Source organism: Natronosalvus rutilus, from assembly GCF_024204665.1.
In the GTDB taxonomy this organism is placed as follows: Archaea; Halobacteriota; Halobacteria; order Halobacteriales; family Natrialbaceae; genus Natronosalvus; species Natronosalvus rutilus.
Window position 1 is genome coordinate 660,803 of sequence record NZ_CP100355.1, and the last position, 16,013, is coordinate 676,815.

A 16,013-nucleotide genomic window follows, 5' to 3' on the forward strand; every position below is an offset into this window, starting at 1 on the left:
ACGCGACCCACGTCATCGAGTACCAAAGAGGTGGTCGGGGGTTCGAGACGACGGTTGGAATCGGCCCGCTGGCCGACCGTTCACAGTGACTACCGCTCACAGCCGCTCCTTGACCGTCTGCGCCGTTCGCTCGCCCACGCCGGGAACGCTCTGCAGGTCCTCGAGGCTCGCTGCCCGGACGTTCTCGACGCTTCCGAACCGCCCCAGCAGCCGCTTTCGCGTCTCCGGTCCGATTCCCGGGACGTCGTCGAGCACCGTCGAGACCTCGTCTCGCAGGGTCTGGTGGTACTGGACGGCGAAGCGGTGGGCCTCGTCGCGTACCCGCTGGAGCAGGTGGAGGTGTGGGGCATCCCGCGGCCAGTCGTACTCCCGGTCGGGCGTGACGACGCGCTCCTCGGCTTTTGCCAGTCCGATGGCGGGCACGTCCCAGCCCACCTCATCCAGGGCCTCGAGCGCCGCCTCCAGCTGTCCTCGACCCCCATCGATCACCAGCAGGTCCGGATCGGGCCGGTCGTCCCGCCCGTCGAGGGCTCGCTCGGCGCGCCAGGTGACGAGTCGGCGCATATTGGCGTAGTCGTCGTTCTCGTCGGTGAGCTTCTTTCGGCGGTAGCCCGACTTGTCGGCGCTCCCGTCGTCGAACGCGACGTTGCTGCCGACCGCCGACGAGCCCTGGGCGTGGCTCACGTCGAAGCCCTCGAGGCGCCTTGCCCGCTCGAGACCTAGCGCATCGGCGAGCATGCCGCACTCGTCCCGTCGGCCGACGTTCTGGCGGGCGTTCTTCAGCGCCAGTTCGACGAGTTTCGCCTCGCGGCCGGCGCCCGGGACGCGGACGGCCACGCCCTCGGCCTCGAGCCAGGCGGCCACTTCCGGGTCGCCGTGGCGCTCGGGGAGCAACAGCGCGTCCGGCAGCTGTCGCTCGGCGTAGTACTGGACCAGGAAGGCCGCGAGGACGGCGGGGACGGCGCTCTCCGCCTCGTCGTCGGTCGCGGGTGCTTCGAGGGTGTGGCGGTCGCGGTCGACGAGTTTGCCGCGGTCGGAGCGCAGGCGGGCGACGGTCGCGTCCTCGCCGCGAATTGCGACGCCGACGACGTCCACGAGGTGTTCCTGACTCTCGCCCATCGACTGGACGGCGTCGTCGGCGTCCCCGTGGAACGCCTCGACAGTCTCGAGGCGGTCCCGGAGGTGAGCGGCGCGCTCGAACTGCTGGCTCTCGGCGGCGGTCTCCATCCCCCGCCGGAGGGGGTCCGTGAGCACGCCCGTCTCGCCCTCGAAGAAGCGGACGGCCGACTGCACGTCCTCGCGGTAGCTCTCGAGGCCGATCTCGCGGGTGCAGGGGGCGCTGCAGAGCCCCATCTCGTAGTCGAGGCAGGGGCGGTCGCGGCCCGCGTACTTGTTGTCCGAGCAGCCGCGCAGGCCGTAGGTCTCCCGCAGGGCCTTCACGACGGTCTCGAGCCGCCCCTTGTTCGTGAACGGGCCGAAGACAGTCGCGGCCTCTGCCGGGTCGCGGGTGATCTCGATCCGCGGCGCCTCGTGAGCCGTCAGCTGGACCATCGGGTAGGACTTGTCGTCCTTCAGCCGGACGTTGTACCGGGGCTGGTGGCGCTTGATCAGGTTCGCCTCGAGCAACAGCGCCTGGGTCTCGGTGTCGGTGACGGCGATCTCGAGGTCGTCGACGCGGTCGACCATTCGCCTGATGCGGGCGCTCCGCGGGTCCGCATACGAGCGTACCCGCGAGCGGAGGTCGACGGCCTTGCCGACGTACAGCGTTGCCTCGCCGTTTCGAAACTGGTAGACGCCGGGCTCTCGAGGGAGGTCGCTGGCTCGCTCGCGAAGCGTCTCGACGTCCATCGCTATCGACGCCCCTAGTCGGGCGAGGGGTTTCAGTGTACCGTCCCCGGACGGCGGTACCGCCACGTTGCCGGAAGGTCCCGAAGTCTTCACTCTGTGTGACTGTCACCGCACCGTCCGATAACCGTTATACTGGTCGATGGTGTGGAAACCGCTGCCCGTACGTGGCGAGTGATTCCTATGGTCAAAGAGGTACAATGCAAAGACGCGGGGTTCGAGGACTGTGACTTCATCATCCAGGACGAAAACGAGGACGAAATGGTCGACCTCGTCCAGCAACACGCCGAGCGGACCCACAACAAGTCCGTCTCTCGAGACGACGTCCAGGGGCTGATCCACGAGGTTTGAGACGACTACGATCTCATTTTTGTCGGGGTGATGCTCCGGCCAGCGACGAACGCTCCGGCCAGTGATGAGCGAGAGCCGACACCGCAACCTCGCCGACGAACGCGAAACACGCTTCATCTCGAGGACCCTCCTCGAGCACATGTCCGACGCCGCATCCACGACCACTGTCGAAATCGTCCTCTTCCCTGGTTTCGACGAACTCGACGCCATCGGTCCCTACGAGGTCTTCCAGAACGGCGCTCGAGCCGGTGCGTCCCTCGAGACGAAACTCGTCACCCTCGACCCCGTCGATCGGGTTCGAGCGAGTCACGGCCTTCGCGTCGAACCCAACGGCGCCCTGGGCGACCCGGACGTGCTCGTCGTCCCGGGCGGGGGCTGGACGAACGACGACGGGGGCGTCAGTCGTGTGATCGACGAGGGTCGCCTTCCGGAGGCGGTCGCCGATCGTCACGCGAACGGAACCGTCGTCGCGTCGATCTGTACGGGCGCGATGGTGCTCGCCGACACGGGTCTCCTGGACGGTCGGCCCGCCGTCACCCATCAGGTCGCCCTCGAGGCCCTCGAGTCGGTCGCGGACGTGCGCTCGGCGCGGGTCGTCGACGACGGCGATATCTTGACCGCAGGCGGCGTCACGTCGGGGATCGACCTGGCACTGTGGTTTCTCGAGCGGGAGTTCGGCAAGGCGGTCGCGGCGGCGGTCGCGGAAGAGATGGAACACGAGCGCCGGGGTGAGGTGGTCGCTCGTTGAACGGGGTCGGGGCGGTTGGACGGCCTGAGCGCCCACTCGAGGGACCAACATCGAGCAAACGCTGGAAAATGAAAGCCGGTCAATCGGTGCTCGAGGCCGCGACGTCGACCGCACGCTGGTTCATCCCGGAGCCGGTCTCGTACCAGTAGTACAGTCCCAGTCCGACGGCGACGACGACGTTCGAGATCGTTACGGCCCAGAAGGCGGCGGTCGCGTCCATGCCGAGGACGTAAATCCCGAGAGCGGCGACCGGGAGGCGAACGGTCCAGTACTGACAGAGCGTGGCGACGAAACTCGTCCGCGTTCGGCGGGCGCCGTTGAACCCGGCCATCAGCAGGTAGTTCGCACCGATGGCCCAGTAGCCGTAGGCGAGGATCTCGAGGTATGCGACGGTGTGGGCGACCTCCTCGGGCGTCGCGTCGGGTACGAAGACCGTCGTCAGCGTCTCGGGAACGAGCCACTGGACGGCGCCGACGACGGTGAGGGCACCCGCGGCGATGGCGACGCCAACCCAGGTCGTCCTGGTCGCCCGTCCTGGATTCTCGGCACCGAGGTTCTGCCCGATGACGCTCTGGGCGGCCTGCTGGAGGCCCTGGGCGGGGATGAAGGCGATGGAGGCGACCCGGGCGCCAATGGTGTAGGCGGCGACGGCGGCCGACCCGCCCGCGACGGCGACGATGGCGACCATCAACACGCGAACGGACTGGCTCGCGACGTACTGGCCGGCGTTCGGCCAGCCGACGTCGACAATCTCGCGGGCGTCCTCGAGGTCGAAGCCGAGGTCGCGGAGCCCAATCTGGAAGCCGTCCCGGCCGTAGACGACAAGGCCGACCGCGAAGAAAAAGCCTGCTGCGTACCCGATGGCGGTCGCAGAAGCCGCTCCCTCGACGCCCAGTTCTGGGAACACCCACCAGCCGAAGATGAGGAACGGATCGAGGACGATGTTCACGACCACGGTGGCGACGTTGATGTACAGCGCTGCCCGCGCGTCGCCCCAGCCGACGAAGCCCGACTCGAGGGCGTCGCTGGCGGTCGCGAGCGGAATGCCGAGCGCAATAACTGCGAGGTAGGCGGCGGCGGCCTCGATGACCTGGGGCTCGGCCGCGAACAGCCCCATGACGTCACGCGCGAAGACGAACGCGACGATGCCAAGGATCGTTCCGCCGATCAGACCGACGACGGTGCCGGTGACGGCGACGCGACGGGCCCCCTCGAGATTCTCGGCGCCGACGCGCTGGGCGACGACGACCTGCGTACCCACCGAGATGCCGATGGCGACGGTGAACAGCAGGGCGATGATCGGGAAGTTCAACCCGACGGCCGCGATGGCGTCGCCGCCAAGGTCCATCCGACCGAGCCAGAAGACGTCGATCACCTGGTTAGCGACGTGAACGAGGTTCTGGACGAGCAGCGGTGCAGCGAGTACGAGGAGGACTTTCGGGAGGGAGCCGCTCGAAATTTCCTCACGCGAAGCGGATAGCATCGTCAGTGACCTGTTACATTGGCACACGGAACGTAATATAACTGTTCATTCACGTTGGTGTATTGTCTCAAGGGAGAGACGGGCGAATATCGACCAGAACCACCACGACTTTTCACCATCGCCGTCCAGGATCAGAGTATGAGTCGCTCGCGAAAGCCCGACTGGCTGAAGATGCGGCCGCCGTCGGGCCGGGAGTTCACCGGTATCAAGGAGACGTTGCGCGAGCACGACCTCAACACGGTCTGTGAGGAGGCAAACTGCCCGAACCTGGGCGAGTGCTGGAGCGGGCGAAACGGAACGAGCGAATCGGACAGCGGCGGCACGGCGACGTTCATGCTGATGGGTCATCGCTGCTCGCGCGGGTGTAACTTCTGTGACGTCGAAACGGGCGGCATGGAACCGCTCGATCCGGACGAACCCGAAAACGTGGGGAAGGCCATCGCCGAGATCGGCCTCGACTACGTCGTCCTGACGAGCGTCGACCGCGACGACCTCCCCGACCAGGGCGCCGGTCACTTTGCCAGGACGATTCGCGAAATCAAAAAGCGCCACCCGGGCGTCCTCGTCGAGGTCCTCATCCCCGACTTTCAGGGCGAGGAACGCCTCGTCCGAAAGATAATCGACGCCCAGCCGGACGTCATCGCCCACAACGTCGAGACAGTCGAGCGTCTGCAGTTCCCCGTCCGGGACCGTCGGGCCGGCTACGAACAGAGCTTGGGCGTGCTCGAGCAGGTCGAACGCGAGTCGGACATCTACACGAAGACGTCGATCATGCTCGGCCACGGCGAGTACGACCACGAGGTCTACCAGACGCTGGCCGACCTCCGCGAGCGCGGGGTCGACATCGTCACGCTGGGTCAGTACCTCCAACCGTCACTGAGTCACCTCGAGGTTAAACGCTACGACCACCCGGACAAGTACGAGACCTGGCGCCGCGTCGCCGAGGAGGAACTCGGCTTCCTGTACTGTGCCAGCGGGCCGATGGTTCGCTCGTCGTACAAGGCCGGCGAACTGTTCGTCGATGCAGTGCTTCGGGAGGGAAGGAGCGTCGAGGACGCTCGAGCGAGCGCTCGTCAGAGCCCCGCGTCGAATTGAGCGGTCTTTCGCCCGCGATTCCATCATCTTTCAGACGCGTTTCGATATCGTACCGGGCCGCCGCACGAGCGGTTCGCTCCTGGAACCCGCTCGAGTGACCAACATCCGTCCAGTAACGTGGACATAATCCGTGATACTCCAAACTATTCTCGCGAATGCTCGGGTTTATTTGGACGCTCGGTCGCCCTTACCCGAAAACAACGGCGAACTTTGGTAATCAATGGCAAGAATCGTGCTGATAGTAAATTATTTACGAAACTCCTTTAACGTGAGCGATAGACCATTAGGGTATGCGAAGGTGGGTATACCCGTGAGCACGCTACAGCACGACCCCAGTGATCGAGTACAGGTACTCGACGACGACGGTCGCGTCCTCGAGGGCGTCGAGGTACCGGATCTCGACGAATCCGAGTTCCTCGAGCTCTACGAGCAGATGAAACTCGCCCGCCACTTCGACCAGCGGGCGGTGAGTCTCCAGCGACAGGGTCGCATGGGGACGTACCCGCCGCTGTCGGGCCAGGAGGGCGCCCAGATCGGAAGCGCCCACGCCCTGGACGACGAAGACTGGCTCTTCCCGAGTTACCGCGAGCATGGGGCGGCGCTCGTCCGCGGACTCTCGTTGAAACAGACGCTGCTCTACTGGATGGGCCACGAGGAGGGCAACGCCGTCCCGGAGGAGCAGAACATCTTCACGGTTGCCGTGCCCATCGCGACCCAGATTCCCCACGCCACCGGGGCCGCCTGGGCCTCCCGACTGCGAGGCGAAGAGAAGGCGTTCCTCTGTTACTTTGGCGACGGCGCCACGAGCGAGGGCGACTTCCACGAGGGCCTGAACTTCGCGGGCGTCTTCGACGCGCCGGCCGTCTTCTTCTGTAACAACAACCAGTGGGCCATCTCGGTGCCTCGAGAGCGTCAGACCGCGAGCGACACCATCGCCCAGAAGGCCAGCGCCTACGGGTTCGAGGGCGTCCAGGTCGACGGGATGGACCCGCTGGCCGTCTACAAGGTCACCCGCGAGGCCGTCCAGAAGGCCAAGAACCCGGGCGAGGGCGAACTTCGCCCGACGCTCATCGAGGCGGTCCAGTACCGCTTCGGGGCCCACACCACCGCGGACGACCCCTCGGTCTACCGCGACGACGAGGAGGTCGAACGCTGGAAACAGAAGGATCCGATCCCGCGCATGGAGACCTTCCTGCGCGAGCACGGGATGCTCGACGACGAGCGTGCTGACGCCATCGAGGGCCGCGTCACCGACGCGGTCGCGGACGCGATCGACGCCGCCGAAGCCGTCGAGCGGCCGGACCCCGAGGAGATCTTCTCGCAGGTCTACGCCGAGATGCCGCGCCGGCTCGCGGAACAACGCGAGTGGTTCGAACGGATTCGCGAACAGTACGGAGACGACGCGCTACTGGAGGACTAACATGGCAGCAGAATCTGAAAACCTCACGCTGGTACAGGCGGTCCGCGACGGACTGCGTCAGGAGATGGAACGGGACGAAGACGTCGTCGTCATGGGCGAGGACGTCGGGAAGAACGGCGGGGTCTTCCGCGCGACGGAAGGCCTCTACGACGAGTTCGGCGAGGACCGCGTCATCGACACGCCGCTCGCCGAGTCGGGCATCGTCGGGACGGCCATCGGGATGGCCGCCTACGGGCTCCGACCCGTCCCCGAGATGCAGTTCCTCGGGTTCATCTACCCCGCCTTCGACCAGATCGTCTCCCACGCCGCGCGCCTTCGAACGCGCTCGCGAGGTCGCTTCACCTGCCCGATGGTCATTCGCGCGCCCTACGGCGGCGGGATCCGGGCGCCCGAGCACCACTCCGAGTCGAGCGAGGCGATGTTCGTCCACCAGCCCGGTCTCAAGGTCGTCATCCCGTCGACGCCATACGACACGAAGGGACTGCTCACGAGCGCGATTCGCTCACCCGATCCGGTCATCTTCCTCGAGCCGAAACTCATCTACCGGGCGTTCCGCGAAGAAGTGCCAAACGAGTCCTACGAGGTGCCGATCGGCGAGGCGGCCGTCCGCCGCGAGGGATCGGACATCTCTGTCTTCACCTACGGCGCGATGACCCGCCCGACGCTCGAGGCCGCCGAAAACCTCGAGGGCGAAATCGACGTGGAGGTCGTCGACCTCCGCACGGTCTCCCCGCTGGACATCGACACCATCGTCGAGTCGTTCAAGAAGACCGGCCGCGGTGCGGTCGTCCACGAGGCGCCGAAGACGAACGGCATGGGCGCCGAGATTGCCGCCACCATCCAGGAGGAGGCCCTGATGTACCAGGAGGCGCCGATTCAGCGTATCAGCGGGTTCGACACGCCGTTTCCGCTGTACGCGCTCGAGGACTACTACCTGCCCGAACCGGCCCGTATCGAGACGGGAATTCGGGACACGATGGAGTTCTAACATGGCTCGAGAGTTCAAACTTCCCGACGTCGGCGAGGGCGTGGCCGAAGGTGAACTGGTCTCGTGGCTCGTCGAACCCGGCGATACGGTCAGCGAGGACCAGCCAGTCGCCGAGGTCGAGACCGACAAAGCGCTGGTCGAGGTTCCCTCGCCGTACAACGGCACGGTCGCGGAACTTCGTGCCGAGGAGGGTGAAATGGTCCCGGTCGGCGACGTAATTATCACGTTCAACGTCGAGGGCGAGGCGGACGCGGCGGAGGAGGCGAGCGCCGAAACGGAAACCGAAGCAGACGCCGACCAGGCCGAGACGGCCGACTCGAGTTCGACCGACTCCGCGGACGCAGCGGCCGACCCCGAATCGGTCGACGTCCCCGAGGGCCGCATCTTCGCCCCGCCGCGGGTTCGCAAACTCGCCCGCGAGCAGGGCGTCGACATCTCGACGGTCCAGGGCAGCGGCCCGGGTGGCCGGATCACCGAGGGTGACGTCGAGGCGGCCGCGAGTGCAGGTGGCTCGAGTGACGGTGGCGCCGAGGCCGCAGAGACCGCTCCGGCGGAGCCGACCGAGGGCACCGGCGGGGTCGACGCCGCTGCGGGTTCCCACGGCGAGACTGAGCCGGGAGCGGGAACTGGGGCGAGTGCCTCGAGCGCCTCCCCGGTCGAATCGGCCGACCGCGACCGCACGCTGGCCGCTCCCGCCACTCGCCGCGTCGCGGAGGAACAGGGCGTCGATATCAACGCCGTCCCCGCGACCGAAGAGCGCGACGGCGAGGCGTTCGTCACGCCCGAGGCCGTGATGGAGTACGCCGAGGCCCAGCAGCGCGCGCAGGAGGCCGACGCCGCCGAGGTCGCGACCGGCGAGACCGGCCCGCGGGAGACCCGCGAGCCGTTCAAGGGCGTTCGCAAGACCATCGCGAACGCGATGGAGCGCTCGAAGTACACGGCACCGCACGTCACCCACCACGACGAGGTCGATGTAACGAAGCTGGTCGAAACCCGTGAGCGGCTCAAGCCAACCGCCGAAGAGCAGGGCATCCGGCTGACATACATGCCGTTCATCATGAAAGCGGTCGTCGCGGCGCTCAAGGAGTTCCCGGAGATGAACGCGATGATCGACGACGAGAACCAGGAAATCGTCCACCGCAACTACTACAACATCGGCGTCGCGGCCGCGACCGACGCCGGGTTGATGGTACCGGTCGTCGAGGACGCCGACCACAAAGGGATGCTCCAGCTCTCCTCGGAGACGGACGAACTGGTGACGAAGGCCCGCGAGCGCACCATTAGCCCGGACGAACTCCGGGGCTCGACGTTCACTATCACGAACATCGGCGGCATCGGCGGTGAGTACGCCACGCCGATCCTCAACTACCCCGAGGCGGGGATCCTCGCCGTCGGCGAGATCAAGCGCAAGCCACGCGTCGTCACCGACGACGAGGGGAACGAGTCGATTGAACCCCGCTCGGTCATGACGCTCTCGCTCTCGTTCGACCACCGCCTCATCGACGGCGCCGAGGGCGCGGCGTTCACCAACGAGGTCATGAGGTACCTCGAGAACCCCGAACTCCTGTTGCTCGAGTAAGCGCGCTCGAGCGTTCTTCTCTACGGAGCAGTGCAGTTAGTTTGTCAGTGACACGAAGATCACGATTACGTATCGCTTAAATACGATTAGCGTGGTCCGTGTGTACATGGTACAGCCACACCCGTTCGGCGCGTGGTCGCTCCTGCCGCCATTGCTGGCGATTCTGCTCGCCATCCTCACCCGTCGAGCCATGCTCTCGCTGTTTCTCGGCGTCTGGTCCGGAGGCATGATCGTCGCCTGGGATAATGCAGAGAGCGCCCTCGATATCGCCGCCGTCCCGCTCGTCGGCGTGATCGAGGCGTTCGGCTGGATCGTCGCCTCGTTCGGGGACGACACGTTCCACGCCGAGATCATCACGTTCACGTTCCTGCTGGGTGCCGGTATCGCGTTGGTCTGGCGAATGGGCGGCTCGATCGCCATCGCCCGCGCCGCAACGGATCGCGTCGACTCCCACCGGCGGGTCGGCCTGGCCGCGTGGCTGCTCGGGCTGGTGTGGTTCTTCGACGACTACGCAAACACGGCCATCGTCGGCTCGGCAGTCAAGGACATCGCTGACGAGATGCGGATGTCTCGCGAGAAACTGGCCTACATCCTCGACTCGACGGCCGCGCCGGTGGCGACGTTCGGCATCTCGAGTTGGGTCGCGTTCCAGATCAGCCTCATCCAGACCGAATACGAACAGATCGATGGCGAAACGCCCTCGGCCGTGGCGACGTTTCTCTGGTCGATCCCCTTCAACGTCTACTGTCTACTGGCGCTCCTGATGGTCCTGATCGTCGTCCTCACCCGTCGCGACTTCGGGGAGATGCTCACCGCGGAAACGCGCGCCAGGGAGACGGGTAACGTGACACGCGAGGACGCCACGCCACTCCAGAGCATGAAGGAGGATCTCGGCGAACCGGTCGTCGACGATCCGCTGGTGCGAACGTTCGTCGTGCCGGTCGCGGCCCTGGTAATTGTGGTCATGGGCGGGGCGACGATCACCGGCTTCCAGGCCGCTGGGGTCACGCCCGCCGAGGCTGTCTCGGGCGGCGACGCGCTCATCACCCTCGTGGACAACGTGAACTTCACGGGCGCGCTCGTTTGGGGCTCGTTCGCCATGGTCGCGACCGCCGTCGCAATGTCGCTGTACTACGGCGTGATGGACCTCGAGGAGTCGATGGAGACCGTCCTCGACGGGTTCGGAATCATGCTCACTGCCGTGAGCATTCTCGTCCTGGCGTGGTCGATTGGCACCGTTGCGAGCGAACTCCAGACCGGCCAGTATGTCACCGACATCGCCGCCGGCTTCATCACGCCGACGCTGCTGCCGGTCGTCGTGTTGCTGACGACCGCCGTGATCGCCTTCTCGATCGGCACCTCGTGGGGGACGATGGGGATCGTGACGCCGGTCGCCATCCCGCTGGCCTACGAGGTCGGCAACGGTTCTCCGGAAATGTTGGCGCTCGCCGTCGGAACCGTGTTCTCGGGGGCCATCTTCGGCGACCACTGTTCGCCCATCTCTGACACGACGATCCTCTCATCGACGTTCGCCGGTGCCGACCACATCGACCACGTCCGAACCCAGCTATACTACGCGGTCACGGTGATCTTCGTCGCCATGATCGTCTACCTGACGTACGGTCTGTTCGGCCTCTCGCCGTTCGTCCTGGTGCCCCTCGGGGCGGTCCTGCTCGTCGGGCTGGTGTACGCCCTCTCGGAACTCGACGCCGGGCGCAAGAACATCTCTGCCAAGCCGTTCGCCGGCACCCAGCGCCGGGAAGCCTCCAGCGACGACTGACTTCAGGTTGCTCGAGCCGCACGTTTCCGATTCGTTCGTCTTCGATAACCCGGTATTTCGGATCGGGCGTACCCCTTCTTGCCGTGCGAGCCCGTAACACAGCGTATGAAGCGCAGCCCTGTGACTCTCGGTCGAAGTGCTGTCGACGCCCTCAGGCCACCGCCGCGCCTCGTCGACTGGTCGATCTTCACCATCGTCGTACTCGAGGTGGTCTCGGGGCTGGCGTCGTTCACCGTCGGCAGGCCAGAGGGGTGGCCGTTCTTCTGGCTCCACCGGATCCTCGGCCTGACGCTCGTCGTCTTCCTGGGGTTCAAACTCGCCAGGGTTCGCCACCGACTGACCGATCGCCGGCTGTGGCGTCGTTCCACCGTTCTGTCGGTGCTCACGCTGGTCGCGGCAACGGGCGCAGTTGGCACGGGCGTCGTCTGGGTATTCGGCGCGGACGCCCGCATCGCGTACTGGACCCTGCTGAGCGTTCACGTCGGGTTCGGCCTCACGCTCGTCCCCCTGATGGCGTGGCACCTCGCGACCCGGTTTCGACTCCCGCAGCGGGGCGACTTCGACCGTCGGCGGACGACGCTCGCTTACGGGGCGCTGCTTCTCGGTGGAGCTGCCGCCTACCGAGTCCAGGAGACCACCAACCGACTCCTCGAGACCCGCGGCGCCGATCGGCGGTTCACTGGCTCACAGCCGCGACGCGGCGACGGGAACGCGAGCTTCCCGGTCACCTCGTGGGTCGCGGACGATCCAGACCCGATCGACCTCGCTGAGTGGACGCTATCCGTTCAGGGTGAGGTCGAAACGCCCCTCGAGTACGGTGTCGACGAGCTGGCCCCGGACAGTTCCGAAGAAGTACTCCTCGACTGCACGAGCGGCTGGTACACCGTCCAGCACTGGGGTGGCGTTCGCGTCGGCGACCTGCTCGAGACGGCTGCTGCCCGGGCAGACGCCCGATACGTCCGGTTCGTCTCGGTGACCGGCTACCGGTGGTCACTCCCGATCGAGGAGGCGCGAGCGGCGCTGCTCGCGACGCACGTCGGCGACGAACCGCTGAGCCACGGGCACGGAGCGCCGATGCGACTCGTGGCGCCCGGTCGCCGCGGCTTCCAGTGGGTGAAGTGGATCGAGCGAGTCGAGGTCCGTCGCCGCGCCGATCCGGCCCAGTGGCTCGCGACGCTGGTGAGCGGGTTCGAGTGAGACGCGCTCGAGTGTCGGGTCAGGAGAATGAGGCCGCCGATCCGGCGGTCTCGACGGGTCAGTGGCGGATTCCTGGCGACTCCTTATACGGGTCGGACCCATCAGTCGCCGCATGAGCATCGTAACCGAGTTCACGCTCCCAGCCGAGGCGTTCGCCCTCGAGGAGGCACTCGAGACGGTCCCGGACCTCACACTCGAGGTCGAACGCCTCGCCACCCACAGCCGCGAGTGGGTCATGCCGTTCCTGTGGGTGACCGCGGACGACCTCGACGCGGCGGAAGCGGCGATACAGGCCGATTCTTCGGTTACAAAACTGAAGACGATCGATCGTACCGGTAACGTCGGCTACTTCAACGTCCACTGGACCGAACGCGTCCAGGAACTGATCGACCAGGTCGTCGACCAACACGGCATTGTCCAGGAGGCAGCAGCGACGAACGGAACCTGGTATCTCAAACTCCAGTTCGTCGGCCAGGGGCGACTCGAGTCGTTCCAGCACTATTTCGACGAACAGGGTTACTCCTTCGAACTCCAGCGGCTCTACGAGTCAACGGATCCGAAGGAGCGCGAGTACGACCTGACGCCCCAGCAACGGGAGGCGATGGTCATCGCACTCGAGATGGGCTACTTCGCGGTTCCGCGCGAGACGCAGATCGCCGAACTGGCGGATGCTCTCGACATCTCGACCAACGCCGTCTCACAGCGGCTCCGCCGGGCGACGAACAACCTCACCAGAAATACGCTCACCGTCTCTTCGGAGCGAGCCGAAGGCCTCGAACGGTCATGATTCTATCCTCGGCTATATAAGTGGCTTCTAACTCAAAGCAGTCTGGCTTTCTTCATTCCTGTGATGGGGAATACTATGGCCAAGCCGCCACGGGCGAAGACGAACGTCGATCCCTCCTCGCGGGCCGGGCCGCGGCCGGATGGAGTCGATAACGAAAGCAACGTCGAAGACAACGGAAAACGAAAGGTCGCTGCCGCCTGCCGATCCTGTTCGAACGTCTACGCCGCCCAGTTGTGGCCCGACGGGACGATCCAGCCGATTGGCCGGCGAACGGGCTGTGAGTGTGGATACGAGGAGTTCGACGTCATCGAGTGAGCGGCAGCCGGGACTAGATTGCTAAAACTCCTCGGCCGGCGGGGCGACCCCCTCGTCCTTCCCCTCGAGTTCGAATTCCTCGCGCACTTCTCGCAACCGGTCCCGGATATCCGCCGCGAGTTCGAACTCGAGATTGCTCGCTGCCTCCTGCATCCGGTCCTCGAGTTCGGCGACGTATCGGGCGGCGTCCTCCTCGTCCTCGAGGTCCGTACCGGCGACGCTCGAGGTGTCGGTCTTGCTCCCCGGGAGGTTCGTCTCCCCAACTTCTTTCTCGATGGTCATCGGTTCGTGGCCGTGTTCCTCGTTGAACTCGCGTTGAATCTCGCGGCGGCGCCGCGTCTCCTCAATGGCCGACTCCATCGCGTTCGAGACCTCGTCAGCGTACAGCACGACCTCGCCGTTGACGTTCCGGGCCGCCCGCCCCATCGTCTGGACGAGCGTGGTCTCCGAGCGGAGGAATCCCTCCTGGTCGGCGTCTAGGATCGCCACGAGGGAGACCTCGGGAATGTCCAGCCCCTCTCGCAGGAGGTTGATGCCGACGAGGACGTCGATCTCTCCGAGGCGGAGGGAGCGCACGATCTCGTGGCGCTCGAGGGTGTCCGTCTCGTCGTGCATATAGGCGACATCGACGCCGGCCTCCTCGAGGTACTCGGTCAGGTCCTCGGCCATCCGTTTGGTCAGCGTCGTCACGAGGGTGCGCTCGTCGCGGTCAATACGTGCGTCGATGCGGTCCATGAGGTCGTCGACCTGGCCGGTCGCGGGGGCGACCTCGACCTCGGGGTCGACGAGGTGGGTGGGGCGAACGATCTGTTCGACGATCTGGTCGCTCTCCTCGCGCTCGTAGTCGCCCGGCGTCGCGGAGACGTACAGCGTTTTGTCGGTTCGCTCCTCGAACTCCTCGAATGTCAGCGGACGGTTGTCGTAGGCGGTCGGGAGTCGAAAGCCGTTCTCGACCAGCGAGTCCTTCCGGGACTTGTCGCCGGCGTACTGGCCCCGAACCTGGGGCAGAGTGACGTGGGACTCGTCGACCACGGTGAGGAAGTCGTCCGGGAAGTAATCCAGCAGGGTGTAGGGCGTATCACCGGGGTCGCGGTCGTCGAGGTACACCGAGTAGTTCTCGATGCCCGAACAGTAGCCGGTCTCCTCCATCATCTCGAGGTCGAACGTGGTGCGTTCCTCGATGCGCTGGGCGGCGAGTAGATCGCCCTTGCGCTCGAAGTACGAGATTCGCGAATCGAGGTCGTCCCGAATCTCCTCGACGGCCTGCTCGAGGCGCGTCTCGGGCATCGAGTAATGCTCGGCAGGGTGGACGAGGACGGCGGGTTCGGTGCTCTTGACCTCGCCCTCGAGCGGGTCGACCTTCAGCATGCGGTCGATCTCGTCGCCCCAGAACTCGACGCGGACGGCGTAGCGGCCGTACATCGGGAAGATCTCGATGGTGTCCCCGCGAACCCGGAACGTCCCCTGGGAGAAGTCGACGTCGTTGCGCTCGTAGTTCAGGTCGACCAGGCGCTTGAGGAGGTCGTCGCGACCAATCTCCTCGCCCGTCTCGAGGCGCATTGCCATCTCGACGTAGTTTCGCGGGTCACCGAGTCCGTAGATAGCCGAGACCGAGGCGACGACGATTACGTCGTCTCGCGTGAGCAGGGACCGGGTCGCCGAGTGACGAAGGCGGTCGATCTCGTCGTTGATCGAGGCGTCCTTGTCGATGTAGGTGTCGGTCTGCTCGACGTAGGCCTCGGGCTGGTAGTAGTCGTAGTAGGAGACGAAGTACTCGACGGCGTTGTCGGGGAACAGGTTCCGGAACTCCTCGTAGAGCTGGGCGGCCAGGGTCTTGTTGTGGGCGATGACCAGCGTCGGCTCCTGGACCTCTTCCATCACCCACGAGACGGTGTTGGTCTTGCCCGACCCCGTCACGCCGAGCAGCGTCTGGCGGTCCATGCCGTCGGCGAAGCCCGCCGCCAGCTGCTCGATCGCCTCGGGCTGGTCGCCCGCGGGTTCGAACGGGGCGTCGACCGCGAACGGTTTCGCGGCCTCGGGTCGATCCGGCTGGAGGGGGCCTCGAGTGTCGCTCATCGTAGCAGTATCTAGTGGGCGAGGCACGTAAGAGCCGCGCTTTCGTGTCTGAATTTGTGCGTCCTGGCTCAGCGTCCGGCTTTCGCAGTCTCCGCGAGCGTCGCAGACACCATCAGTACCGCGGAGGCGTGTATCAACGCATGGCCGATAGCCTCCGCCGTTCCCGACCAGTGGACGGTGAGAAGTCCGCCGTACAGAACGAGGAAAATTACGAGCCGTTGTAGAGAATCAAATCTCATAATATCAACTACAATTCTAATTATATACTATTTGTAATTCTTAACAGCTAGCGCGGGCGGAAACGTGAACGCTGACACGGTCTTGTTGCGAGCATAGTCACGACCTACCA

13 protein-coding genes are annotated in these 16,013 nt (G+C 65.6%); 10 read left to right on the forward strand and 3 right to left on the reverse strand.

Annotation, left to right across the window (positions count from 1 at the left end):
- Positions 1 to 96 precede the first annotated feature (96 nt).
- Positions 97 to 1,848, reverse strand: a complete 1,752-nt coding sequence (locus NGM29_RS03255; RefSeq protein ID WP_254158941.1) for an excinuclease ABC subunit C — start codon at positions 1,846 to 1,848, stop codon at positions 97 to 99.
- A 180-nt stretch (positions 1,849 to 2,028) separates the two neighbouring features.
- Between NGM29_RS03255 and NGM29_RS03260 the strand changes: the two genes are divergently transcribed.
- Positions 2,029 to 2,196, forward strand: coding sequence for a DUF1059 domain-containing protein (locus NGM29_RS03260; RefSeq protein WP_254158942.1), 168 nt, complete (start codon positions 2,029 to 2,031; stop codon positions 2,194 to 2,196).
- Positions 2,197 to 2,335: 139 nt separating this feature from the next.
- Entirely contained in the window at positions 2,336 to 2,944 is a 609-nt protein-coding gene (locus tag NGM29_RS03265; RefSeq protein WP_254160390.1) for a DJ-1/PfpI family protein, read from the forward strand.
- Positions 2,945 to 3,023: 79 nt separating this feature from the next.
- On the opposite strand, the gene NGM29_RS03270 is transcribed toward NGM29_RS03265, so the two are convergent.
- Positions 3,024 to 4,427: an MATE family efflux transporter gene (locus tag NGM29_RS03270; RefSeq protein ID WP_254158944.1), complete on the reverse strand. Its 1,404-nt coding sequence runs from the start codon at positions 4,425 to 4,427 to the stop codon at positions 3,024 to 3,026.
- Between the two features lie 117 nt (positions 4,428 to 4,544).
- Here NGM29_RS03270 and lipA point away from each other — a divergent pair, with 117 nt between their 5' ends.
- The 8 genes from lipA to NGM29_RS03310 all read left to right on the forward strand — a co-directional run bounded on the left by lipA (position 4,545) and on the right by NGM29_RS03310 (position 13,588).
- Complete coding sequence (lipA, locus tag NGM29_RS03275) at positions 4,545 to 5,522, forward strand: lipoyl synthase (RefSeq protein WP_343233691.1); 978 nt, start codon at positions 4,545 to 4,547, stop codon at positions 5,520 to 5,522.
- Positions 5,523 to 5,832: 310 nt separating this feature from the next.
- Positions 5,833 to 6,942: a pyruvate dehydrogenase (acetyl-transferring) E1 component subunit alpha gene (gene pdhA / locus NGM29_RS03280; protein WP_254158949.1), complete on the forward strand. Its 1,110-nt coding sequence runs from the start codon at positions 5,833 to 5,835 to the stop codon at positions 6,940 to 6,942.
- A gap of 1 nt (position 6,943) precedes the next feature.
- Positions 6,944 to 7,930: an alpha-ketoacid dehydrogenase subunit beta gene (locus NGM29_RS03285; protein WP_254158951.1), complete on the forward strand. Its 987-nt coding sequence runs from the start codon at positions 6,944 to 6,946 to the stop codon at positions 7,928 to 7,930.
- 1 nt (position 7,931) lies between these two features.
- Complete coding sequence (locus NGM29_RS03290) at positions 7,932 to 9,509, forward strand: dihydrolipoamide acetyltransferase family protein (protein ID WP_254158953.1); 1,578 nt, start codon at positions 7,932 to 7,934, stop codon at positions 9,507 to 9,509.
- Positions 9,510 to 9,615: 106 nt separating this feature from the next.
- A complete protein-coding gene (locus NGM29_RS03295; RefSeq protein WP_254158955.1) occupies positions 9,616 to 11,289 on the forward strand; it encodes a Na+/H+ antiporter NhaC family protein in 1,674 nt (557 codons plus the stop codon).
- 105 nt (positions 11,290 to 11,394) lie between these two features.
- A complete protein-coding gene (locus NGM29_RS03300) occupies positions 11,395 to 12,486 on the forward strand; it encodes a molybdopterin-dependent oxidoreductase (protein WP_254158956.1) in 1,092 nt (363 codons plus the stop codon).
- 112 nt (positions 12,487 to 12,598) lie between these two features.
- Positions 12,599 to 13,273 (forward strand): helix-turn-helix domain-containing protein, encoded by a 675-nt coding sequence (locus NGM29_RS03305; protein ID WP_254158957.1) that lies wholly within the window; start codon positions 12,599 to 12,601, stop codon positions 13,271 to 13,273.
- A gap of 75 nt (positions 13,274 to 13,348) precedes the next feature.
- A complete protein-coding gene (locus tag NGM29_RS03310; protein ID WP_254158958.1) occupies positions 13,349 to 13,588 on the forward strand; it encodes a hypothetical protein in 240 nt (79 codons plus the stop codon).
- A 21-nt stretch (positions 13,589 to 13,609) separates the two neighbouring features.
- Here the strand turns inward: NGM29_RS03310 and uvrB are convergent, their stop codons facing one another.
- Positions 13,610 to 15,664 carry an excinuclease ABC subunit UvrB gene (uvrB, locus tag NGM29_RS03315; protein WP_254158959.1) on the reverse strand — a complete coding sequence of 685 codons (2,055 nt, stop codon included), beginning with the start codon at positions 15,662 to 15,664 and terminating at the stop codon, positions 13,610 to 13,612.
- Positions 15,665 to 16,013: the final 349 nt, after the last annotated feature.